The 21,681-nt window shown below is 60.6% G+C and carries 27 protein-coding genes; 7 read left to right on the forward strand and 20 right to left on the reverse strand.

All coding sequences use genetic code 11. From position 1 onward, the window contains the following. Positions 1 to 12: 12 nt before the first annotated feature. The 5 genes from XMD517_RS15040 to XMD517_RS15060 all read right to left on the reverse strand — a co-directional run bounded on the left by XMD517_RS15040 (position 13) and on the right by XMD517_RS15060 (position 5,950). Positions 13 to 1,458, reverse strand: coding sequence for an aldehyde dehydrogenase family protein (locus XMD517_RS15040; protein ID WP_173485367.1), 1,446 nt, complete (start codon positions 1,456 to 1,458; stop codon positions 13 to 15). Further along, positions 1,455 to 3,083, reverse strand: coding sequence for an ABC transporter ATP-binding protein (locus XMD517_RS15045; protein ID WP_173485368.1), 1,629 nt, complete (start codon positions 3,081 to 3,083; stop codon positions 1,455 to 1,457). The genes XMD517_RS15040 and XMD517_RS15045 overlap by 4 nt, the downstream gene beginning before the upstream one ends. Next, positions 3,080 to 3,913: an ABC transporter permease gene (locus XMD517_RS15050; protein WP_371732370.1), complete on the reverse strand. Its 834-nt coding sequence runs from the start codon at positions 3,911 to 3,913 to the stop codon at positions 3,080 to 3,082. The genes XMD517_RS15045 and XMD517_RS15050 overlap by 4 nt, the downstream gene beginning before the upstream one ends. Beyond that, a complete protein-coding gene (locus tag XMD517_RS15055) occupies positions 3,910 to 4,857 on the reverse strand; it encodes an ABC transporter permease (protein ID WP_173485369.1) in 948 nt (315 codons plus the stop codon). The genes XMD517_RS15050 and XMD517_RS15055 overlap by 4 nt, the downstream gene beginning before the upstream one ends. Before the next feature lie 280 nt (positions 4,858 to 5,137). Beyond that, positions 5,138 to 5,950 (reverse strand): division plane positioning ATPase MipZ, encoded by an 813-nt coding sequence (locus XMD517_RS15060; protein ID WP_173485370.1) that lies wholly within the window; start codon positions 5,948 to 5,950, stop codon positions 5,138 to 5,140. Positions 5,951 to 6,437: 487 nt separating this feature from the next. On the opposite strand from XMD517_RS15060, the gene rimK reads away from it, so the two are divergent. Beyond that, positions 6,438 to 7,820: a 30S ribosomal protein S6--L-glutamate ligase gene (gene rimK / locus XMD517_RS15065; RefSeq protein WP_173485371.1), complete on the forward strand. Its 1,383-nt coding sequence runs from the start codon at positions 6,438 to 6,440 to the stop codon at positions 7,818 to 7,820. A gap of 211 nt (positions 7,821 to 8,031) precedes the next feature. Here the strand turns inward: rimK and rpmE are convergent, their stop codons facing one another. The 3 genes from rpmE to trmD all read right to left on the reverse strand — a co-directional run bounded on the left by rpmE (position 8,032) and on the right by trmD (position 9,983). Then, a complete protein-coding gene (gene rpmE, locus XMD517_RS15070) occupies positions 8,032 to 8,253 on the reverse strand; it encodes a 50S ribosomal protein L31 (RefSeq protein WP_173485372.1) in 222 nt (73 codons plus the stop codon). A gap of 11 nt (positions 8,254 to 8,264) precedes the next feature. Then, on the reverse strand, positions 8,265 to 8,639 hold the full coding sequence (gene rplS, locus XMD517_RS15075) for a 50S ribosomal protein L19 (RefSeq protein WP_055188631.1): 375 nt from the start codon (positions 8,637 to 8,639) through the stop codon (positions 8,265 to 8,267). A 381-nt stretch (positions 8,640 to 9,020) separates the two neighbouring features. Continuing rightward, entirely contained in the window at positions 9,021 to 9,983 is a 963-nt protein-coding gene (gene trmD / locus XMD517_RS15080) for a tRNA (guanosine(37)-N1)-methyltransferase TrmD (RefSeq protein ID WP_173485373.1), read from the reverse strand. A 51-nt stretch (positions 9,984 to 10,034) separates the two neighbouring features. Between trmD and XMD517_RS15085 the strand changes: the two genes are divergently transcribed. Then, positions 10,035 to 11,024 carry a phosphotransferase gene (locus XMD517_RS15085; RefSeq protein WP_173485374.1) on the forward strand — a complete coding sequence of 330 codons (990 nt, stop codon included), beginning with the start codon at positions 10,035 to 10,037 and terminating at the stop codon, positions 11,022 to 11,024. Here XMD517_RS15085 and rimM read toward each other — a convergent pair. The 8 genes from rimM to ffh form a co-directional block, all read right to left on the reverse strand. Further along, positions 11,021 to 11,560 (reverse strand): ribosome maturation factor RimM, encoded by a 540-nt coding sequence (gene rimM, locus XMD517_RS15090; protein ID WP_173485375.1) that lies wholly within the window; start codon positions 11,558 to 11,560, stop codon positions 11,021 to 11,023. The genes XMD517_RS15085 and rimM overlap by 4 nt on opposite strands. Then, on the reverse strand, positions 11,557 to 11,706 hold the full coding sequence (locus tag XMD517_RS15095) for a hypothetical protein (RefSeq protein ID WP_173484793.1): 150 nt from the start codon (positions 11,704 to 11,706) through the stop codon (positions 11,557 to 11,559). Before XMD517_RS15095 ends, rimM begins: the two co-directional genes overlap by 4 nt. 4 nt (positions 11,707 to 11,710) lie before the next feature. After that, positions 11,711 to 12,340, reverse strand: coding sequence for a 5,6-dimethylbenzimidazole synthase (gene bluB / locus XMD517_RS15100; RefSeq protein WP_173485376.1), 630 nt, complete (start codon positions 12,338 to 12,340; stop codon positions 11,711 to 11,713). Between the two features lie 71 nt (positions 12,341 to 12,411). After that, positions 12,412 to 12,777, reverse strand: a complete 366-nt coding sequence (rpsP, locus tag XMD517_RS15105) for a 30S ribosomal protein S16 (RefSeq protein ID WP_173485377.1) — start codon at positions 12,775 to 12,777, stop codon at positions 12,412 to 12,414. A gap of 93 nt (positions 12,778 to 12,870) precedes the next feature. Then, on the reverse strand, positions 12,871 to 13,167 hold the full coding sequence (locus XMD517_RS15110; RefSeq protein WP_173485378.1) for a chorismate mutase: 297 nt from the start codon (positions 13,165 to 13,167) through the stop codon (positions 12,871 to 12,873). Further along, complete coding sequence (locus XMD517_RS15115) at positions 13,164 to 13,712, reverse strand: GNAT family N-acetyltransferase (protein ID WP_173485379.1); 549 nt, start codon at positions 13,710 to 13,712, stop codon at positions 13,164 to 13,166. Before XMD517_RS15115 ends, XMD517_RS15110 begins: the two co-directional genes overlap by 4 nt. Next, complete coding sequence (locus XMD517_RS15120; protein WP_173485380.1) at positions 13,709 to 14,260, reverse strand: GNAT family N-acetyltransferase; 552 nt, start codon at positions 14,258 to 14,260, stop codon at positions 13,709 to 13,711. The genes XMD517_RS15115 and XMD517_RS15120 overlap by 4 nt, the downstream gene beginning before the upstream one ends. Positions 14,261 to 14,278: 18 nt before the next feature. Continuing rightward, positions 14,279 to 15,796 (reverse strand): signal recognition particle protein, encoded by a 1,518-nt coding sequence (gene ffh / locus XMD517_RS15125; RefSeq protein WP_055188646.1) that lies wholly within the window; start codon positions 15,794 to 15,796, stop codon positions 14,279 to 14,281. A gap of 459 nt (positions 15,797 to 16,255) precedes the next feature. On the opposite strand from ffh, the gene XMD517_RS15130 reads away from it, so the two are divergent. From XMD517_RS15130 to XMD517_RS15150, 5 genes are all read left to right on the forward strand, one after another. Next, a complete protein-coding gene (locus XMD517_RS15130; RefSeq protein ID WP_173485381.1) occupies positions 16,256 to 16,663 on the forward strand; it encodes a universal stress protein in 408 nt (135 codons plus the stop codon). Positions 16,664 to 16,753: 90 nt separating this feature from the next. Next, entirely contained in the window at positions 16,754 to 17,191 is a 438-nt protein-coding gene (locus tag XMD517_RS15865) for a zf-TFIIB domain-containing protein (RefSeq protein WP_173485382.1), read from the forward strand. A gap of 293 nt (positions 17,192 to 17,484) precedes the next feature. Continuing rightward, positions 17,485 to 17,805 carry an antibiotic biosynthesis monooxygenase gene (locus XMD517_RS15140; protein WP_173485383.1) on the forward strand — a complete coding sequence of 107 codons (321 nt, stop codon included), beginning with the start codon at positions 17,485 to 17,487 and terminating at the stop codon, positions 17,803 to 17,805. 29 nt (positions 17,806 to 17,834) lie between these two features. Further along, positions 17,835 to 18,434, forward strand: coding sequence for a rhodanese-like domain-containing protein (locus XMD517_RS15145; RefSeq protein ID WP_173485384.1), 600 nt, complete (start codon positions 17,835 to 17,837; stop codon positions 18,432 to 18,434). A gap of 174 nt (positions 18,435 to 18,608) precedes the next feature. Next, positions 18,609 to 19,010 carry a hypothetical protein gene (locus XMD517_RS15150; RefSeq protein WP_254449627.1) on the forward strand — a complete coding sequence of 134 codons (402 nt, stop codon included), beginning with the start codon at positions 18,609 to 18,611 and terminating at the stop codon, positions 19,008 to 19,010. 20 nt (positions 19,011 to 19,030) lie between these two features. Here the strand turns inward: XMD517_RS15150 and XMD517_RS15155 are convergent, their stop codons facing one another. The 4 genes from XMD517_RS15155 to XMD517_RS15170 all read right to left on the reverse strand — a co-directional run. Then, positions 19,031 to 19,522 carry a YdcF family protein gene (locus tag XMD517_RS15155; RefSeq protein WP_173485385.1) on the reverse strand — a complete coding sequence of 164 codons (492 nt, stop codon included), beginning with the start codon at positions 19,520 to 19,522 and terminating at the stop codon, positions 19,031 to 19,033. A gap of 11 nt (positions 19,523 to 19,533) precedes the next feature. After that, positions 19,534 to 19,911 (reverse strand): hypothetical protein, encoded by a 378-nt coding sequence (locus tag XMD517_RS15160; RefSeq protein WP_173485386.1) that lies wholly within the window; start codon positions 19,909 to 19,911, stop codon positions 19,534 to 19,536. 145 nt (positions 19,912 to 20,056) lie between these two features. Then, positions 20,057 to 21,097 carry a choline ABC transporter ATP-binding protein gene (gene choV, locus XMD517_RS15165; RefSeq protein ID WP_173485387.1) on the reverse strand — a complete coding sequence of 347 codons (1,041 nt, stop codon included), beginning with the start codon at positions 21,095 to 21,097 and terminating at the stop codon, positions 20,057 to 20,059. 2 nt (positions 21,098 to 21,099) lie between these two features. Then, a partial coding sequence (locus XMD517_RS15170) for an ABC transporter permease subunit (protein WP_173507587.1) occupies positions 21,100 to 21,681 on the reverse strand: 582 nt, incomplete at its 5' end.

The following is a 21,681-nucleotide window of genomic DNA, read 5'->3' on the forward strand; positions in this document are numbered from 1 at the left end:
GCGCGCGCGGTGTCAGCCATGTTTGGCGGCAATTGTTTTGAGGGTCGAAAACCCATAGAGCGCCTCGAAGCCTTTTTCGCGCCCGTGGCCGGATTTTCCAACGCCGCCGAACGGCAGCTCAACCCCGCCGCCCGCGCCGTAATTATTGATGAAAACCTGCCCGGCCCGCAGCTTCTTGGCCAGCCGCATTTGCCGGGCACCACTTTCGGTCCAAAGGCTCGCCACCAGCCCGTATTCGGTGCCATTGGCAATGGCGATGGCTTCCTCTTCGGTGTCAAAGGGGATGATCACCTGAACCGGGCCAAAGATTTCGTCCTGGGCAAGAGGGTGCTCCGGTGGCACATCCGCAAACAGGGTTGGGGCCACGTAATGCCCACCCTTGGGCAGCTCGCCAATCTGGCCACGCCCCGCGAGGCGCAGATCCGCCCCTTGGGCAAGGTAACCCTCAACCCGCTGCTTTTGCCGAGCAGAAATCAACGGGCCGACCGACAGGTCCTCCATCGCCGGACCTACCCGCAACGCATCATAAGCCGCGCCCATGCGCCGGACCACATCGTCATAGATGCCACGCTGAACCAGGATGCGGGAGCTGGCGGAACAGGTCTGGCCCGCGTTTTGAATGCAGGCCCCGACCAGAAAGGGCAGGGCGGCGTCAAGATCGGCATCCGCGAACACCAGCTGCGGGGACTTTCCGCCAAGCTCCAGCGTAACCGGCACCACGTTGGCCGCGGCTGCCCGCTGGACCTCGGCCCCGACCGCGACAGAACCGGTAAAGCTGAGATGGTGCACCGCCGGGTGGGATGCGAGCGCACCCCCCGCTTCCCGCCCAAGCCCGGGCACCACATTCAGCGCGCCCGCCGGCAACCCGGCCTCTTCGGCAATCCGGGCAAATCCCAGCGCGGTAAGACAGGCATCTTCGGCGGGTTTCAGGACACAGGCATTGCCCATCGCCAAAGCCGCCCCCACCGAGCGACCAATGATCTGCATCGGATAGTTCCAGGGCACGATATGGCCGGTTACCCCATGGGGTTCACGCAGGGTGTAGACGGTATAGCCTTCAAGATAGGGGATTGTTTCGCCGTGGATTTTATCTGCCGCACCGCCGTAGAACTCCAGATACCGGGCCAGTGCGACCGCATCATTGCGCGCCTGGGTGAGTGGTTTGCCCACATCACGGGCTTCCAGCTCGGCAAGTTCGTCGATACGCGCTTCCACCAGCCGCCCCATGCGGGTAAGGCACCGGCCCCGCTCCAGCGCGGACATTTGCCCCCAGGCACCTTGCAGGGCGGCATTTGCCGCGCTGACAGCGGCATCGACATCTGAAGCGTTCGAGCGGCCAACGCGGGCAATCTCTGCGCCGGTCGATGGGTCCTCGACGGGCAAGGTGCCGCCCGAGGCCGCCTGCCATTGGCCTGCGATCAGGATCTGGGTGGGATCAAACCAAAGCGCTTCCATCATGCTCCTCCTGTGGGTGTGTGATCGTGCCGGGCGCCCAGTCCGACGGGATGCCAGTTTGACGGGATGACCGGGGCGGCGCTGATCAGGGCCTGGGTATAGGGGTGCTGCGGCTGATCAAAGACGCGATCGGTGGGGCCTTCTTCGACAATCTCGCCGGCTTTCATCACCAGCACCCTGTCGGTGATATTGCGCACCACCGTAAGGTCATGGCTGATGAACAGATAGGCCAGCCCCTTGTCGCGTTGCAGGGTCGTCAGAAGGTCAAGGATCTGCGCCCGAACCGAAACATCCAGCGCCGACACCGCTTCGTCCAGAACAATCAGGTCAGGCCGCAGGATCAGCGCGCGGGCAATGGCGATACGCTGACGCTGTCCGCCGGAAAACTCGTGCGGATAGCGCGAAAGGCTGTCTGCTGGCAGGCCCACATCGTCCAGTGCCTGCAAGATCTCATCGCGCCAGTTTTCCGGCCGGCCGGTCAGGTGAAAGGGTTCGGACAGAATACGTTCCACGGTCCAGCGCGGGTTGAAACTGGCGTACGGGTCTTGAAACACGACCTGTAGCCCCGATCTCCGGGAGGCGGGCATCGCGGGGGTGATGGGCTGACCATCCAGCATGATCTCTCCGCCCTGCACGGGTTCAAGCCCCAGAATGGCGCGGGTCAGGGTGGATTTTCCACAACCGCTTTCGCCAACAAGACCAAGGCTCTCACCTTTGTCCAGCGTGAAACTGACCCCGTTCACGGCGCGAAAATGCGGGGCTGGGCCGAACAGAGATTTGCGGGGCAGCCGGTAGTCGCGCGTTGCGTTGTGCACCGCCAGAAGCGGGGCCGCGCGGGCAGGTCTTGCGCGATCAGGCTGATGGGCCGAAGCCGCAAGAAGGGCCCGCGTGTAGGGATGTGACATGGTGCGAAACAGATGCTCCGTAGGACCCTGTTCGACGATTACACCCCGCTGCATTACCGCCACATGATCTGCCGTCTGCGCAACAACCGCGAGGTCATGGGTGATCAGGAGCAGCCCCATACCCTCCTCGCGGACCAGCTCCCGCAACAGGTCAAGGATCTGCGCCTGCGTGGTTACATCAAGTGCCGTCGTGGGTTCGTCGGCGATCAGCAGATCTGGCCTGAGCGCAATTGCCTGGGCAATGCACACCCGCTGGCGCTGTCCACCTGAAAGCTCGTGCGGGTAGCGGTCCGCTGGCACCTTGTCGGGGGGCAATCCCACGCGGCGGAGTTTTTCCTGCGCGATGCGCCGCGCCTCTGCACGACTGGCCGCCCCGTGGATCAGCACTGTTTCGGCCACCTGATCACCGATGGTCTTGACCGGGTTCAGGGCGGTCATCGGTTCTTGAAAAATCATCGACAGGCGCTGGCCGCGCAACCGGTTCATGGCTGTGTCACTCCGCGTGCGTGCGCGGGTCGGCAGGGGGGCGCCATCGAGCAGGATCTCTCCTCCGGTTTTGGCCCCCTGCGGCAACAGATCCATCAGGGCCAGAGCGGTCAGGGATTTTCCCGACCCGCTTTCGCCCACCAGCCCAACCACCTGACCGGGCGCAATCGACAGGTCAACATCTTGCAGGATCGGGGTGTCGTGAATGGTCAGGGACAGGTTTCGGGTCTCGATCATGCGGCCCCCTCGCGCAGGCGGCGCAGCCTTGGATCCAACAGATCCCGCAGCCCGTCACCCATCAGGTTCAACCCCAAAACCATGAGTACAATTGCCATGCCCGGTGCAATGGCAAGCCGTGGGGCCGTGTAGATCATCGTCTGTGCTTCGGCCAGCATCCGCCCCCAGCTCGGGGTTGGGGGTTGTGCGCCCAGCCCGACATAACTCAGCCCGGCCTCCGCCAGAATGCCAAGTGAAAATTGAATTGTTCCCTGCACAATCAACAGGTTGGCGATATTGGGCAGGATGTGTTCGGCGCTGATCCTGACCGCGCCCTTGCCGGCCACCCGGGCGGCCATGATGAAATCCTGGGTCCAGATTGTCAGGGCCCCGGCCCGGGCCACACGCGCAAAGACGGGGATGTTGAAGATGCCAATCGCAAGGATTGCATTGGTGGCCGAGGGGCCAAAGCTGGCGGTGATCAGGATGGCAATGACCAGAGAGGGGAACGCAAAGATCAGGTCGTTTAAGCGCATGATCACCTCGTCCAGAACGGACCCCCGCTGTGCGGCCGCCATCAGCCCCAACGGCACACCGATCCCGATCCCGATGCCCACAGCCAGCACGGCGACGGCAATTGAGGTGCGGGCACCCACCATCAGCATCGATACAAGATCGCGGCCAAAATGGTCCGTGCCCAGCCAGTATTGTGCCGAAGGGGCACGCAGCTTGGCCGCGATGTTCAACGTCATGTGGTCATGGGGCACCCAGAGGAATGACACAGATACCAAAATCAGGAACAGGGCGCTCAGACCGGCGCCGATCCAAAGGGTCAGGGGCAGGCGTTTCATGAGCGCCTCCGCAGGCGTGGATCCACCAGCGCATAGGTGACGTCCACAAGGAATGTCACAAGGATCACCGCAAAAACCAGCAGCATGACCACGCTTTCAACCACCACCAGATCGCGCTGCGTGATGGCCTGAAAGATCAACCGGCCCAGACCGGGAAGGAAAAACACGTTTTCAATGATGATGGCACCGGCCAGCAGAAAGGAAAACTGCAGCCCCAGAATGGTCACCACCGGGATCAATGCGTTGCGCAGCGCGTGCCGCCGTGTCGCTTGCCCAACCGAAAGCCCCTTGGCGCGCGCGGTGCGGATGTAATCCTGATGCAGTACATCCAGCAGCGCAGACCGCATCACCCGCGCAAGGATCGATGCCTGCGGCAGGGCCAACGCAATTGCGGGCAATGTCAACGCCTTGAGCGCCGGCAGAGCCCCGGCCTCCCACCCCGGAAAACCACCGGCGGAAAACCAGCGCAGATTGATGGCAAAGACCAGAACCAACAGCATGGCAAACCAGAAATTCGGCACCGCAACGCCCAGCTGCGTGGCCCCCATCACCCCTAGATCCGTCGCGCGCCCCCGTCGGCTGGCGGCCAGAAGACCGGCCGGAATGGCGATCACGGTGGACAGGAAAAGGGCATAAAGCGCCAGTGGCAATGAGAGGGTGAGACGTTCCCGGACCAGTTCGGAAACGGCGACGCGATAGGTGTAGGAGGTGCCAAAATCCCCCGTCAGCATCCCCCCCATCCAACTCAGATACCGCGTGATTGCAGTGCCTTCCAACCCAAGCTCCCGGCGCAAGGCGGCCACGGTGTCGGGCTGGGCATTCAATCCCAGCATGAAGGCGGCCGGATCGCCGGGCACCAGCTCAATCATCGCAAAGATCACCCATGAGGCCACCAGCAGGCTTGCCCCCAGGGACAGGGCGCGGAGGATAAGATAGCGAAACATGTGAAGACGTTAGCGGGCCTGCGCCAGGTGTGAAAGCTCAAATCCCCCGCGCGCTCCGTAACGCTACGCACGCACCGATGCTGCCTTCATTTTCTGGTCAGAAATATCCCGGGGTGAGGCCGCATGGCCGAGGGGCAGAGCCCCTTTGGTACGCTGTCGAAAATATCCGTCCACATCCGTCCCCGTGTCCGCACTAGCCCACAACAGACCGCGAAACAAAAAGACGCAGGAACTCCCGCGTCTTTTGTTGTTCTGAAGCCTCAAACCTGACCGGAACCGGTCAGAACCGAACCTCGACATCAGGCAGGTTCAGCGCCTTCAGCAACTCGCGCAGTTCCTGTCTTGCGGCCACGTTTGAGATGTTCATCTGTCCCGCAACCCCAACGTCGCGCAGATCCAGCAGGGTCAGGCCCCGTGGGAACAGCTCACGGAAGATCACCCGCTCGTTAAAGCCGGGAGCGACGCGAAACCCGATCCGTTTCGACAGATCGTCCAGCGCGTCCCCGACCTTCTTCTTGTTATGCATCATCTGCGCGCCCAGACGGTTGCGCACCACCACCCAGTCAATCGGTTTCAACCCGGCCTGCGCCCGCAACTGCCGCGCGTTCCAGACCATTTCCGAATAGACCGACGGTCCCTGCACCTTGTTGGTCTCCGCATCAATATGGGCAAGCAGATCAAAATCGACAAAACTGTCATTCATCGGCGTGATCAGCGTATCGGCCAGGGAATGGGCGACCTGGCTCAGCCTTGTGTGCGAGCCGGGGCAGTCGATCACGATGAAATCGCGGTCTGCCTCCATCCCGGAAACCGCAATCGACAGGCGGCGGTCAAACGGGTTTTCGCCCGGCTCCAGCGCGGATTGATCAATCTCGGGCAGGTCCTGGTAATGCGGTGTGGGCAACTCCAGCCCAAGCCGTTCCATCGTCGCCCGCCGGTTTTCCATGTAGCGGCCAAAGGTCTTCTGGCGCAGATCCAGATCCAGAACCCCAACCGACTTTCCCAACCGCGCAAGTGCGGTCGCCACATGCATCGAGACGGTGGACTTGCCCGCCCCGCCTTTTTCATTCCCCACAACAATAATATGTGCCACGCCTGTATCCCCGGTTGTTATGTTATGCAGCCATCAGGTGGCGCGACTATAAGACCGATACAGGGCAGGGGGAAGAGGGGGAATGCAGCGCAATTCGCCCCTTGATTGAGCCAACATGCCCTTGTTGTCAGAGGATCTTTGCACCAAATTTTGGCGTGCCTCGCCTTCTGGTGAACGCAGAAGGCTATGTCCGTCGGGAGCTGATTGATCAGTCCGGACGCGGCACAGGGCAGGGACTTTTCCACTGGGACGATTGAGGCCGGATGGCCTGATCTGGCGGGCAGGTGCCCCCCCCCGGGCCTACCCCCCCCACATCATACCCGCCGCGAGTGACATCCGCCGGAAAGGTGTTGCCAACATTTCTATTGGCACGCTGCCCGTTTGCCCGCATAGGAAAGTCAGGATCGGTCCTCATGCCATGATTCGCGCCGTGTTTTATCGGCCCAAAGCTGAGGTCGGCGTTCTTACGAAATGAGAGGAACTCGTGATGACCCGTTTTTCCGTGGGTTGGGAAGAATGGTTGGCCCTTCCTGAACTGGGCCTGCCCGCCGTGAAGGCAAAGGTGGATACCGGGGCAAAAACGTCTGCCCTGCACGCATTTGCAATCGAACCTTTCGGCCCGGCAGATCGCCCGATGGTGCGGTTTGCCATTCACCCGGACCCGGATGATGCCGCGTTGGAAATCATCTGCTCTGCCCCGTTGAAAGACCGCCGCGAGGTCACTTCGTCAAATGGCGAAACGGAGCTGCGATTTGTGATCGAAACGGTGATCTCGATGGGTGAGCACAGCTGGCCGATTGAGGTGACACTGACCGATCGCGGGGCAATGGCTTATCGGATGTTGCTGGGGCGCACCGCGCTGACGGGGGATGTTCAGGTCATGCCTGCGCTCAGTTTCCAGCAGCCGGTGCTGAGTTTCGATGCCTATCGGAGCTTCCCCCGCGGCAGCTGGACCAAACGCGCCCTGCGCATGGCGCTCCTGACGCGTGAGCCCGAGAATTATTCGAACCGCCGCCTGATTGCCGCCGCCGAAGAGCGCGGGCATTCGGTGGAAGTGATCGACACGTCGCGGTGTTACATGAAAATTCAGGGGGTTGGGGCCGAAGTGCATTATGATGGCCGCAAGCTGCCCCATTTTGATGCAATTATCCCGCGTATCGGGGCGTCAATCACCTCATATGGCACCTCGGTTGTGCGTCAGTTTGAAAGCACCGGCACCTATTGCCTGTCCGGTTCGGAAGGGATTTCGATCTCACGCGACAAGCTGCATGCGCATCAGGTCCTGGCACGCCACCGGATTGGCATGCCGGACACCGCCTTTGCGCGCAGCCCGAAAGACAGCAAGAACCTGATCAATCTGGTCGGTGACGCTCCGGTCATTCTGAAACTTCTGGAAAGTGCGCAGGGCAAGGGGGTGGTTCTGGCAGAAACCCGCAAGGCCGCGGAAAGCGTGATTTCTGCGTTTCGTGGGTTGAAGGCGGATTTTCTGGTCCAGCATTTCGTAAAGGAAGCGGCAGGCGAGGATATCCGCTGCATCGTTCTTGGCGGCAAGGTTGTGGCTGCAATGCGCAGGCAGGGCCCGCCGGGCGAGTTCCGCTCGAACCTGCATCAGGGTGGCAGCGCGCAGAAAGTGCGGATCACCAAGCAGGAGCGCGAAACCGCGCTGAAAGCCGCCCGGGCCATGCGTCTGGAATTTGCCGGTGTCGATCTGTTGCGCTCTGAAGGTGGGCCAAAAGTGCTTGAGGTGAACTCCTCTCCGGGGCTGGAAGGTATCGAGAAAACCACCGGCAAAGATATCGCTGCGCAGGTGATTGAGCATATCGAAAAACAGGTGGCCCCGAAACTGCCACGGACCAAGCGGCGCAAATAGACTTTCGCAAAAAGGTCAGAGATGAGACGGGTCCTGCTTCCAGCCCTTTCAGGGCGCGTCTCAACAGCCGTCTCATCGCCGCGTGTCCTTGCTGCGATCTGATGTGCCCGCGGTCTGGTGGGGAATGAGCCCGACAAGACAAGAAACAGGTCACATCCAACAAAAAACGCCGCCCCGAGGGACGGCGTTTCCTGTTCGAAAGACGTCTGACTTAGAAGCCAAAACCTTCGTATTTCGATTTGAACTTCGACACGCGGCCACCGGTGTCCAGCAGACGCGAGCTGCCGCCGTTCCAGGCCGGGTGAGCGGTGGGGTCGATGTCCAGCGCCAGGGTGTCGCCTTCTTTGCCCCAGGTCGATTTCATTTGCACGATCGTGCCGTCGGTCATTTTGACGTCGATCATGTGGTAGTCGGGATGGATATCCTTTTTCATGCTGACGCTCCTCAGGCTTTCTTCGGCTTATAGTTGGTGTCTTCTGCGATACGGGCGGATTTGCCGCGACGCGAACGCAGGTAGTAGAGTTTGGCGCGGCGCACACGGCCACGGCGCACAACGGTGATCGATTCGATGTTGGTCGAATAGAGCGGGAACACACGTTCCACGCCTTCACCGAAGGAAATTTTGCGAACGGTGAACGAGCCGGCAATGCCTTTGCCGTTGTTGCGCGCGATGCAGACGCCTTCGTAGTTCTGCACACGGGTGCGGGTGCCTTCGGTCACCTTAAAGCCTACGCGAATGGTGTCGCCGGCTTTGAAGTCGGGGATCTCTTTCCCCAGCGAAGCGATCTGTTCCGCTTCGAGCTGTGCGATCAGGTCCATCTGATCTCTCCTAAATCTGCTTGCGGTTTTTCCGCAAAGGTTGCTGTCGCCCAGAGCTCCGCGCCTTCATCGGGTCCATTCGGATGGTGCCATCCGTGCCCGCGGGAGAATACGTCGTCGTTTCTTTTTGCTGCCTTGCCGGTGTGCCACGGTGCGCCTTGCAGCCCACCCCGCGGAAAGAACGCGGCCCAAACAAAACAGGTCCACTCGACTCATTGAGCCGGTGAACAAGGGCGGTATAGGCCAATCCGGGAAGGGGATCAAGGCCCCGCGCACAGGTGGTGAAACCGTCAGGCGCGGCCATGTGGGGCTGGTGGGGAAAGGCGCGCCGGTCGGACCGAGAAGGGGGCGATCAATATGGCGCCCCTGCGATTGGGTGGCCTATTTGTCGTCGGGCTGCGTCCCGTCATCCAGCAGGTGCTTTTCCCACAGATCCGGGCGGCGGGTCTTGGTGATTTCCTCACTTTTTTCCCGGCGCCATTCGGCGATCTTGCCATGGTGGCCAGACATCAGCACATCGGGGATTTTGCGCCCCTTCCATTCGGCGGGACGGGTGTATTGGGGATGTTCCAAAAGCCCGTGGGAAAAGCTCTCTTCGTCGATGCTGTCGGCGTTGCCGAGCACGTCCGGGATCAGGCGGACGGTGGCATCCAGCATCGCCTGGGCGGCAATCTCTCCGCCGGTCAGGACAAAATCGCCCAGGCTCACCTCTTCGATCTGGTAGTGTTCCAGCACGCGCTCATCAACACCTTCGAAGCGACCGCAGAGCACGGTCATGCCACGGCAATTCGAAAATCGCCGCGCCATCGCCTGATCCAGCGGTTTGCCGCGCGGTGACATATAGATGATCGGCCAGCCCAAGCGATCCTGCGGCACGCCGGATTGCGCCATTTCGATGGCACGTCCCAAAACATCCGGGCGCAGAACCATTCCGGCCCCACCCCCCGCCGGGGTGTCATCCACATTGCGGTGTTTGCCCATGCCGAAAATGCGCAGATCAATGGTTTCCAGCGCCCATTTGCCGTCTTTCAGCGCGCGGCCGGTCAGGCTTTCGCCAAGCACGCCGGGAAAGGCATCGGGGAAAAGCGTGATGATTTTTGCAGTCCACGCCCCCGCCAGTCGCGGTGTCGGGCTCATCAACTCGCGCGGCTTCAGGCTGGCCGAAATGGACAGGCGGCCATGCGATTTGCTGGCTTGAGAATTACTGGCCTGCGATTTGCTGCCCTCGGATGCACTGCCCTCGGATGTGCTGACCTGCGACGTGCTGGTCCCAGGGTCCGATGCGCTGGCCTCACCGGCTGTGTCCGATTGTTGCTGCGGCGTATTTTTATTGACGTCTGACATGGGGGCTGTCTACGACAGATTGATCAAAATGCAAACAGTTGGAACGGGTTGGTGATCGACGAAATGCACAGTCAGGACGCTTTGCACGAGACCTTGGAGGTCGCGGCCCATCATGACTGGCTCAGACCACATCTGCCCCAACTCAGGCCCTTGCTGCTGGCGGACCGGAAAAATGACAAAGGACGCCGCTTTGTGTTGCGTCTTACCGGGGTGGCGCAAGGGGCGGAGCAGGGTGGTGCGATTGATGTGGTGGTGAAAGGCGACACCACCGGGGCGGATATCGCCGGTTTTGTGCGGGATGTGGAGGGGCATCGCCACGCGCTGGATATCCTTGGCCCAGAGGCGGTGCCGGATATCCTCTCGGTCCACCCGGATACGCGCAGCCTTGTGCTTCGCCATATTCCGGGCCGCTCTGCCCATCAGATGCTGGAACTGGCGGATCTGGGGCTGGCCGATCGGTGTGATGTCCTGGCCGCGTGCGGAACATGGCTGGGGCGGTTTCACCGAAAGACATTGGGTGAGACGCGGTTGATCAAACCGGATGCAATGCTTCGATGGGCCAAAACGATGCGCACGCAGGCTGAAAACCGCAGTGTGGATGTGCCCAGGCGCGACCTGTTTCTTGCCTGTGCGGCGCAGATCCCGGCCATGGCTGAAAAAGCCCGGGGGCAGGAAACCCTGACGGCGGCCACCCACGGGGATCTGCATCTGCGCAACCTGCTGATCACGGATCAGGGGGCTGTCGGCATTGATTTCGGTCCGGTGTGTCAGGTCGCGACCGCGCATGACCTTGGCAAGTTCCTCGTGCGCTATCACGGGTGGTTTGACCCCGATCCCTCATCGGCTCCGGTTCAGGCGTTCTGGGCGGGATACGGAGCGGACCTTGCCAAAGCGGCCCGGCCTGCGCTGGACTATATCCTGCCAATTCAGGTGCTGGGCGACTGGAGTGACATTCCGAAACGGCGCGAGGACCGACGCGAGGGGCAACAGCACCGGTTGCAGCAGATCTTGAAATTTGCCGAACAGGTCTTTGCGCTTTAATCCGTGCCCTCGTCGCCGTCTTCGTCAGACGCAAACACCCCGTCAGGCGGATCAGCGATGATGCGCCCCGCGGTCAGGTCAACGGTCGGCACGGCCGCGCGGGTGAACGGAAGGAGCGCACCGGTGCTCATGCCGGGGCCCAGCACTTCCAGCACATCCCCTGCGCCATGATTATGCACGGCTTTCACCCGGCCCAGTTCGTGCCCGCCCGCATCCAGAACCAACAGGCCAATCAGGTCAGCGTGGTAAAACTCATCATCCGGCAATGAGGGTAGGGCGTCGCGGTCGGCGTAAAGCTGCACCCCTTGGGCCGCATCCGCCTGTTCTTTTGTTTCAATTCCTGAGACACGCCCGGCAAAGCCGCTTTTAATCGGCCGGGACAGGGTGATTTCATAGCTTTTGCGGCCATCTTCGGACCAGAGTGTGCCATAGTCGGCAATGGCACCGGGATCCGCGCAAAAGCTTTTGATCCGCACCTCACCATGCACCCCAAAGGCCCCCGCAAGGGCGCCCACACAAATCCGATCGTCGCTCATTTCACACCTGTGCAAATGCCGTTCTGAACGGATCCGCCCCGGTCCAGACAGGTGTCTTTCATCTGGAAACGTTCGAAAAAGACACCAGCAAGGAAAACGGATCCCAGCAGAAGAATGGTGCGGATAGGACGGAAAATCAAACCCATTTCATTACCTTACTTCAAGTGGCAGGTGGCCCCGGCGGACCTCCCAGCCTTGTTCTTCCAACTCGGGGCTGTCTGTCACAACCTCAGGCCAGCCCAGACAGAAATACCCAACCAGCTTGTAAGTGTCCGGGACATTCAGATCGCGGCAAATCTGCTCTGGGTCAAGGATCGATACCCAGCCCAATCCCAACCCACGGGCACGGGTCGCAAGCCAGAACAGCATGATGGCCGACACCACGGAATAGCGGCGCATTTCAGGCATTGTGCCTGCGCCCAGCCCAGACCCCTTGGCGGTGTCCTCATCGCAGAAAACCGCCAATTGCACCGGGGCATCACGCATCCCAGAGAGCTTTAGTCCCGCATAAGTCTTTGCTTTTTCACCGGAATACCCGGCAAGGGCAGCCTTGTTTGCTACCTGAAAGTTTTCAAGCGCCGCCTTGCGTGCGCACGCGCTCTCCACCCTGACCACGCGCCAGGGTTCTGATAGACCCACGGAAGGGGCCAGCAGGAAGGTGTCGAGGCAGTCTTGCAAAAGCGCCTCATCCACCGGGTCGGAACGGAAGCGGCGCACATCGCGCCGCCACCGCATAAGGGTTTCAAGATCCGATTGAAACGCGTCGGAAAAGGCGTGCATCGCAGATCTTTCTCCCGTTCTCCGTCAGGGCTGGCAAGGCCGGTCTGCCCGGTTGCCAGCCCGAAAGAGGATTACTCCTCAGCCGGGGCTTCAGCAGCCTCAGCAGCTTTGGCAGCTTTTTCCTCGGCACGTTCCTGTGCTTTCTTGCCCGGAACGGCTTTTTTCGGGTTGTTGCGCTCTTTCTTGGCCAGAACGCCAGCAGCTTCGAGGAAGCGCGAAACGCGATCCGACGGCTGGGCGCCTTGGTCGAGCCAGTACTGAACGCGTTCCATGTCCAGCTTCACGCGCTCTTCGCTGTCTTTCGGCAGCAGCGGGTTGTAGGTGCCCAGTTTCTCGATGAAGCGACCATCGCGCGGCATGCGCGAGTCAGCGGCCACAACACGGTAGAAGGGGCGTTTTTTCGAGCCACCACGGGCAAGACGGATTTTCATAGCCATGAGAGTTTTCCTTTTTTCCAGCTATTGAGGGGGTTGGCCGCGGTGCAGCATGGCCCCAATTCGGTGTTCGGTTGTTCCTGCAATCTCAGGGTTTTATTCCTGATGTTTTTTATGATGCCTGATCACTTCATCAATGATGAAGTTCAGGAATTTCTTGGCAAATTCCGGGTCCAGATCGGCGCGGCGGGCAAGGTTTTCAAGCCGCTCAATCTGTGACGCCTCACGGGCCGGATCCGACGGGGGCAGATCATGGGTCGCCTTGAGCTTGCCCACCGCCTGCGTGTGCTTGAACCGTTCGCCCAGCGTGTAGACCAGGATCGCGTCCAGCCGGTCGATGCTTTCACGATGCTCTTTCAGCAGCTCGGCTGCGCGGATGGCTGCGTCACTCATGCGCGTGTCTCCTTCATCTCTGCCAGTTCCTGCTTTGAGGGGTGGCGATAGACCAGCTCTGTTCCGTGGGTCGGGCTGTCCCATTCGGCCTCAAGGCGGGCGCCCATGCGTTCGGCCAGCGTAACGGAACGTTCATTGCCGGGAAAAATGTTGGAACACAGCGCGTCCCAGCCCAGCGTGTCATAGGCATGAGCCCGCACTGCTTCGGCAGCCTCACGGGCATAACCCTTGCCTTCTGCCCCTTCGAACATGACCCAGCCCAGCTCGGTCTCGTTCCAGCCTTCGGGGCCCCACAGCCCCACCATACCAACGGTTTCACCCTCGGTTGTTTCGAGGAACCAGAAGCCAAACCCTTTCAGCGCGAAGTGGCCAATATTGGCAGCAAACCAGCGCCAGGCGCCGGTGCGGTCCAACGGTCCACCAAAGCCCCAGCTGCGTTCCTTCGAGGCAAAGAAAGTGGCCACATGTTCAAAATCTGCCTCAACCGGCGCGCGCAGGGTCAAGCGGTCTGTGGTCAGGGTGGGGATACCGGAGAGGCGCGTCATGCATAGGCCTCCGGATTGCCATCACTGTCCGGGGCTGGGTGGCGCCAGACGTGATAGGGCGTTGCATCCAGCGGTTCTTCGACCGCAAAGCGCGGCGCGTCCGGATCGATTTCGCAGCCCAGCCGTTTTGCCAGCGCAACCGAACGCAGGTTGTCTTCGTCAATATAGCTGACGCAAGTGTCCCAGCCGAGGGTCTCATATGCCCAGCTGCGGGTCGCAAGCGCCGCCTCAAAGGCCAGCCCCTTGCCCTCGATGGAGGGGTCCCAGACCGACCAGCCGATTTCCGCTTCGGGCCAGCCGACCGGCTTCCATGGACCGGCGGACAGCACGGGTTTGCCCGAGGATTTCTCGACGCCCACGAACAGACCGAACCCCAGCAGGGTCCAATGCCCGGCCATATGGCCAAAGGCGCGCCAGGCGTTGCGGTCGCTGTAGGGCCCGCCGATGAAACCGGCACGATCCGACCCCAGGAAGGCGGCAAAAGCCTCCCAGTCGCCCATTTCGGGCTGGCGCAACACAAGGCGCGGGGTTTCGATCGTGACATTCATGACGGGGTCTGCTTTGCCTTATTTCTTTTTGCCAAGGCCCGAGAGGCCACCGGGCAGGCCGCCTGGGCCGCCGAGGCCGGGCAGGCCACCGGGCAGCTTGCCCCCCATGGCTTTTGCTGCGGCTTCCAGTGCTTTGGGATCCATTTGCGACGGATCCATGCCCCCCATATCGGGCATGCCACCGCCTTTTCCGAACATCCCGCCAAGGGCCTGTTTCAGCATCTTGCCTTTGCCCATCTTGCCCATCTTTTTCATGGCGTCGGACATCTGGCGTTGCATTTTCAAAAGTTTGTTCAGGTCGGAAACCTGCATGCCCGCGCCGGCGGCAATACGTTTCTTGCGGCTTGCCTGCAGGATTTGCGGGTTGGCGCGTTCGCGCTTGGTCATGGATTGGATCAGGGCGATCTGCTGTTTCAGAACCTTGTCATCCATGCCGGCGGCTTCGGCCTGTTTGGCCATCTTGCCCATGCCGGGCATCATCCCCATGATCCCCTGCATGCCACCCATCTTGATCATCTGTTCAAGCTGCGTTTTCAGGTCGTTCATGTTGAACTGACCCTTGGCAAACCGCTTCATCATGCGTTCGGCCTGTTCGGCCTCGATGGTTTCCTGTGCCTTTTCCACAAGGGCCACAATGTCGCCCATGCCCAGGATCCGACCGGCAATCCGGTCCGGTTCAAAGGTTTCCAGCGCGTCCATCTTTTCGCCGAGGCCGACATATTTGATCGGCTTGCCGGTCACGGCGCGCATCGACAGGGCCGCACCACCGCGCCCGTCACCGTCCATACGGGTCAGAACCACGCCCGAGATGCCGATCTTGTCGTCAAATTCCTGTGCAACCTCGACGGCGACCTGACCGGTCAGACCATCAACCACCAGCAGGGTTTCGCGCGGGGTGACGATCTTGGAAACCTCCTCGACCTCGCCCATCAGCACGTCGTCGATATGCAACCGTCCGGCCGTGTCGAGCATGTAGACGTCATAGCCGCCCATCGTCGCCTGTTGCTTGGCGCGCTTGGCGATGTCGGCGGGTTTTTGACCTTTCACAATCGGCAGAGTGTCGACGCCGATCTGTGTGCCAAGCACCGCAAGCTGGTCCATTGCTGCGGGACGATAAACGTCCAGCGAGGCCATCAGAACGCGCTTGCCGTCTTTTTCTTTCAGCCGTTTGGCGAGCTTCGCCGTGGTGGTGGTTTTACCGCCACCTTGTAGACCAACCATCAGGATCGGGGCGGGCGGGCTGTCGATTTTCAGCGCACCGGGTTCCCCTTCGCCGGTCAGCACATCCACCAGCGCGTCATGAACGATCTTCACGACCTGCTGGCCGGGGGTGACCGATTTGGTCACGGCCTGACCGGTGGCGGCCTCTTGCACTTTCTTGATGAAATCACGCGCAACCGGCAGCGAGACGTCCGCCTCAAGCAGGGCCACGCGCACTTCGCGTAGCGCGGTTTTTACATCCTCTTCGGACAATGCACCCTGTTTCGTCAGGCGGTCAAAGACACCGGAAAGGCGATCTGACAGGCTCTCAAACATTTGCGGCTCCTTTCGCCGTTTCATTGACCCTCAGATAAGGGCGCACGGGTGCATATCCAACTGTTCCCAGACGCTCAAACGAGTAACGCCCCTGTGGGCGCGACGCGCTGACAGGGGGCGATCCCGGCATAAGCCATGGGACCGGAAGTTACACGACTCCCGGGGTTTGAGGAGGATTTAGGGTGTCTTGGGGGCAGAGTCAAGCCAGCAAGCCGTTCTGCAGCCGGGCAGGGGTACGGACATAAGGGGCGCTGCCCCTCGGACTGCGTCCTTCACCCCGGGATATTTGTGACAAGAAAAAAGCGCGATGGTTTGGGGTGGGATCTGGGGCAGGGGGCGGACACGGTGGCTGGCCCCGATGGAAGGGGTAAATGTTTGACTTCGATCATGGTGGCGCTCGCATTTCAGGCTTACCGTCAGCTGTGAATGGATATGCGCGCAGGAAAAAGGAGCGCCCTCATGTATAAAAACATCCTCGTCCCGATCGCCCTTGATCATGACCGTGACAGCAATCAGTCGCTGAAGATTGCGAAAGTGCTGGCTGATGAAGGTGCGAAGATCACCGCGCTGCACGTGATGGAGGAAATTCCCTCTTACGTGGCGCAATACCTGCCCGAGGGGCAGATCTCGGGCAATGCCCATCAGCTGGAGGACCGGCTGCAGCAGGAACTGGCTGATATGCCGGGGGTGGAGGCCAAGGTTGTGTCCGGGCATGCCGGGCATGCGATTGTGGATTATGCCACGCGTCACGACGTTGATTGCATCGTTGTGGCGTCGCACCGTCCGGGTCTGACCGATTTCCTGCTGGGCTCAACGGCGGCGCGGGTTGTGCGCCATGCGCCCTGCTGTGTGCATGTGTCGCGCTGATCCTTTACGAGATCAGCAACTTGGGAAAGGCGGGCCTTGTTGCCCGCTTTTTTCATGCCCATATCCTGTTCAAGACAGGAGGAGCTGGTGATGAAATGTCCCGTTGATGGCGCTGAATTGAGGATGGCAGAGCGGCAGGGGATCGAAATCGACTATTGCCCGCAATGTCGTGGTGTGTGGTTGGATCGAGGTGAATTGGACAAGATCATTGAAAAAGCCACGCCCGCGGTGGAACTGGCTGATCCTGACCCCTATCGCGAGGCTCCTCCGCCCAGCTTGCGTCGGACATCAGAGGATTTGCCGGATGATCCACGCCTTTTGCGGGGCTGTGATCCCGACCCGCGGCGGGATTGGGAAGAGGCCGAAAGGGCGGCACCGTATGATGACGATGATCATGGCAAGGCACGCGGTAAAAAACATCGATATGAGAAGCGTGGCTCTGACGACAAACGCGCGGGATACAAGAAATCTTATCGCAAGAAAAAGCGCACATCTTTCCTGAAAGAGCTGTTTGACGTTTTCGACTGATCTGGAAACTAGGGGGCCTCTGCGTCATTTGCGGCCTCCTGTCAAAAACACCTATTCATATATTTAAAAGGGGGTTAGGCTTTTCTTATGGGTGCCGTGACGTTTTGATCCGTACCCCCGCGGCGGTCAGTGGCGTCAGGGACGGCCATGGTCCTGCGGCGTGCTGCCCCTTGGTGGTTGTTTTGCGGATCGGTTCCCGCCCGTGACAGTCAGGCCCGTGAAAGTCAGGCCCGCGAAAGTCGGGTCCTAGGTAAGTCAGGCCAGGAACAACCAAGAACAACAAGGAGGACACCATGCCCACCATCAGCAAAGCCCCCGATTACCAGACCGTCATTACCACTTTTGAGATGACCCCCGGCACCTGCCAGGACCTTCTGGATGCGCTGACCGATGCCTATGAGAATTTCATTTCGAAACAGCCGGGCTTCATGGGGGCAGGTCTGCATGTGAACGATGCGCAGACGCGGATCGCCAATTATTCGCAATGGAATCGCCGCGAAGATTTCCAGGCGATGCTGCGCACACCCGAGATGCGGGAACGCAACCGCAGGATTGCCGAGCTGTGCAAGAGCTTTGAGCCGGTGATGTACGACGTATTTGAAACCTACAACTGACAAGACTTCATAAACCAACAGGATGAATTATGAGAAAGATCTTTTTTGCCGCTGCCGTTTCGGCCCTGGCCAGTTCGGTTATTGCCGGGCCGGTTCTTGCAGGGGATGTGAATATCAGGCCCGATATCGCCTCGGTCACCGTGCCCACCACAAACGGAGATGTGGTGATCGAGCGGGTGCAGGATACCGCCAATGAACTGTCCGGTGAATGGGCGCGCACCTCGCGCGCGTGCCCGAATTTCTGCGTGCAGCCGATGTATCCGGCACCGGGGGTGACGCCGGTGGGGGAGTTGGAAATGCTGGAGTTCTTGCAAGATCCCGAGGTGATTGTGGTCGACAGCCGTGTCGCTGACCACCACGCCACCGGCACCATTCCGGGCGCGATTTCCATTCCGTATAACGAGGCCGCGGACCGCTTGGATGAGTTGGGCTGCGAAGTGGATTTCGACGGGTTCGACTGTGAAGGTGCCAAACCGGTGGCGCTGTTTTGCAACGGGAACTGGTGTGGTCAGTCGCCCACGGCCATCCGCCGCATGATCGAGGCAGGGTATCCGGCCGAACGCATCCATTATTATCGCGGTGGAATGCATGCGTGGCGTATGCTGGGGCTGACTGTTACTGGCGGGTGATTGATGCTGGCGGGTGATTGACCGTCTTCTGGCTGGTGGGCTTGGGGGATCCCCCGCAGGCCCCCGGCTCCAAGTGCGACTATGGCCTCTGACCCCGCAAACGCATATGGTGGCGGTGGAGAATTGACCACAGCTGCCGCAGGCCGCAAACTGACCCAAACAGGGAGACCCATCATGGCTATTGTGAAATCCTTTGCCTTGCCGATCGTGGCCGTTCTTGCATTGACGGGGGCGGTGATGCCGGCAATGGCAGATGAGCTGATCGGTGCCTATCGGGCCTATATCGGCAAGGCGGACCTGACCAATGACAAAGGTGCCCGCCTGAGTGAACCCTGGCAGGTGCTGCGTCAGGATCGTGCCAACTACCACCGGTTTGGCGTCAGTCAGTCGGGCGATGAGTGGGATCCCTTTTTCGGATCAATCGACAATCGCGCGATCATGGAACAGATGGTGAAGAACGGGACCATAGACCCGAAGGCCGCCAGAAATCTGGTGCAGGGAGGGGCCACGGTATACGTGCGCATCTATGGGCGCGGCAGTCTGGGCACCTCGGTGCAGGTGAGCGTCAGCAAGTAAATATGATCTGCCTTTGCCGCTCAGAGGCGTGGGCCGAGGAGAAGATAGTATAGCATTGCCGCCGCCTCGCGCAGGCGGCTTTGCAGTCTGAGGGGGAGGGGCGTGTGGCGATCCGACGGGCAATCCACCCGGACCCTCACCCCCTGACGTCGTGCCATCAATCTGGCCCGTGGCGCATGATATCTGTCTGTGATCAAAGTGATCTCTGCCCCCTCCGCGATGAGAGGGCGTGAGAGGGCAATATTCTCCCAGGTGTTACGGGCCTGATCTTCCAGAATGATCCTCTCCCCTGCAACGCCGGTCTCGCGCAGCAGTTCAGCCATTGCGGAGGCTTCGGTGATCCCGGATTGCGGCACACCACCAGAAACCACAATCAGGTCGATCTCTCCGCGATGCCACAGCTGGGCCGCATGGCCCGCGCGCCTGCGCAGGGCGCCGGTGGCGCGCCCGTCCGGGGTAAGCTTGGCCCCCAGCACCAAGGCGATTTTTGGGGCAGCAGGGGGAAGTGCCACGGCGTCGATCTTTATTCAGGGAACTGGGCGATGCAGCTTTGTGTGGCGCTCGCCACTTTGGGTCGCTCTTGGGCGATAATCTTTCGCAGTTCGGCCAGCTTGCGCCGCTCTTCTGCAATATCGATGGCGACAGGTGTTTCGATCACCTGGTGATCGTGATCCATGCAGGTATAGGTCGACCCGTCCGGGTTGGTGCAGATTTCCACCGTGGGAACGCGGATGGTCTGGCGGTGGATGGCATAGCCTCGGGCGATATTACCTTCAATGCGTTTCGCATTGCGTTCTGCCTTGCGCATGGTCGCGGACGCATCTGAAATACAGCGTTGTTGCGGCGTGGCGCAGGCGGTCAGAGCCAACAGGGTGAGACTGATGCAAAAGGGTCGTAACATAAGGGGCCTCCGAAAGATATCTGCACCATAACAGCAAGTAGGGTGGGCAGAAATCCCATAATTCGGAGGCCCGACCAGCCGGGAGAAGAGGGGGTCTCTTGTCCCGGCTGGTATCTTGTTCGGGGCGTGTCTCAGGGACCGGATCTCAGGGGCCGGAGCTGATGCTGCGCGGATCCAAAAGCCCCTCGATCGCCTGGGCGCGCACCACCTCACCGATCAACGCGCCTTCATGCACGACCGAGACGCGGTTTTCCGTGTCGGTCATCATTTCAAGGATCTCACGCACGGGGGTGAATTTGCCCACCTGCATCGGCAGGATTTCGGGGCCCGGCGGGTCCATCACGTCGCGGGCGGTCAGAACGCCCAGCGGGTTCATATGGGCGACGAAATCCGCCACATATTCATCCACCGGATTGGTGAAAATCTCGCGCGGGGTGCCGCATTGCACGATGCGCCCGCCCTCCATGATGGCGATCCGGTCGCCCAGTTTGAACGCCTCGTCCAGATCGTGGGACACGAAGATGATGGTGCGTTTGAGCTTGTGTTGCAGCTCGATCAGCTCGTCTTGAAGCCGCGCCCGGATCAGCGGGTCAAGGGCCGAGAAGGGCTCGTCCATCAAAAGGATTGGGGCGTCGGTGGCAAAGGCACGGGCAAGGCCCACACGTTGCTGCATACCTCCTGACAGTTCGCCCACTTTGCGTTCGGCCCATTCGGTCAGGTTCACAAGGGCAAGCTGCTCATCCACCTTGGTGTTGCGAGTGGCCAGGGGGACGCCGGCCAGCTCCAGCCCAAGGCCGACATTTTCGCGCACCGTGCGCCAGGGCAGCAGGCCAAACTGCTGGAAGACCATGGCGACATTGTTCTGGCGGATCCGGCGCAGGGTGGCGGCGTCTGCATTGGTCACATCAACCAACCCGTTGCCGTCATTCACCCGCACACAGCCACGCACCACCGGATTGAGGGCATTCACGCCGCGCAGCAGGGTGGACTTGCCGGACCCTGACAGGCCCATCAACACCAGGATTTCCCCTTCGGCGACAGACAGCGAGCAGTTATGCACCCCCAGCACCTGGCTGGTTTCCGCCTTCACCTGCGCCCGGTCCTTGCCGGCATCCATTGCGGGCAGGGCGGATAGGGGTTTGTCGCCAAAGACGATCGAGACATTATCAAATTCAACAGCGGTCATGATCAGCTCTCCACACGCAGCATACGGTCAAGGGCAATGGCAACCGCAACGATCACCAGCCCGCTTTCGAACCCCAGAGAGGCATTCACGGTATTGAGCGCCCGCACCACCGGAACACCAAGGCCATCTGCGCCCACAAGGGCTGCAATCACCACCATCGACAGCGACAGCATGATGGTCTGGTTGAGGCCGGTCATGATCTGCGGAAAGGCCGAGGGCAGCTCGATCTTCCACAGGGTCTGCATCCGGGTGGCGCCAAAGGCCGCGCCCGCCTCGGTCAGGGCCGTGGGCACCTGGCTGACCCCCAGTTGGGTCAGGCGAATGGGGGCGGGGATCACGAAGATGAAGGTTGCGACAAGGCCCGGCACCATGCCAATTCCAAACAGCACGATCATCGGGATCAGGTAAACGAAGGTGGGAATCGTCTGCATCATGTCGAGGATCGGCAGGATTGCCTTGAAGAACCGTGGCCGGTGCGCGGCATAGATGCCAATTGGCACCCCAACCCCCATGCAGAAGATCACCGCAAAGACGATCAATGTCAGGCTTTCCGTGGTCTCTTCCCAATAGCCCTGATTGAGCAC

This window comes from Aliiroseovarius sp. xm-d-517 (assembly GCF_013283135.1).
In the GTDB taxonomy this organism is placed as follows: domain Bacteria; phylum Pseudomonadota; class Alphaproteobacteria; order Rhodobacterales; family Rhodobacteraceae; genus Aliiroseovarius; species Aliiroseovarius crassostreae.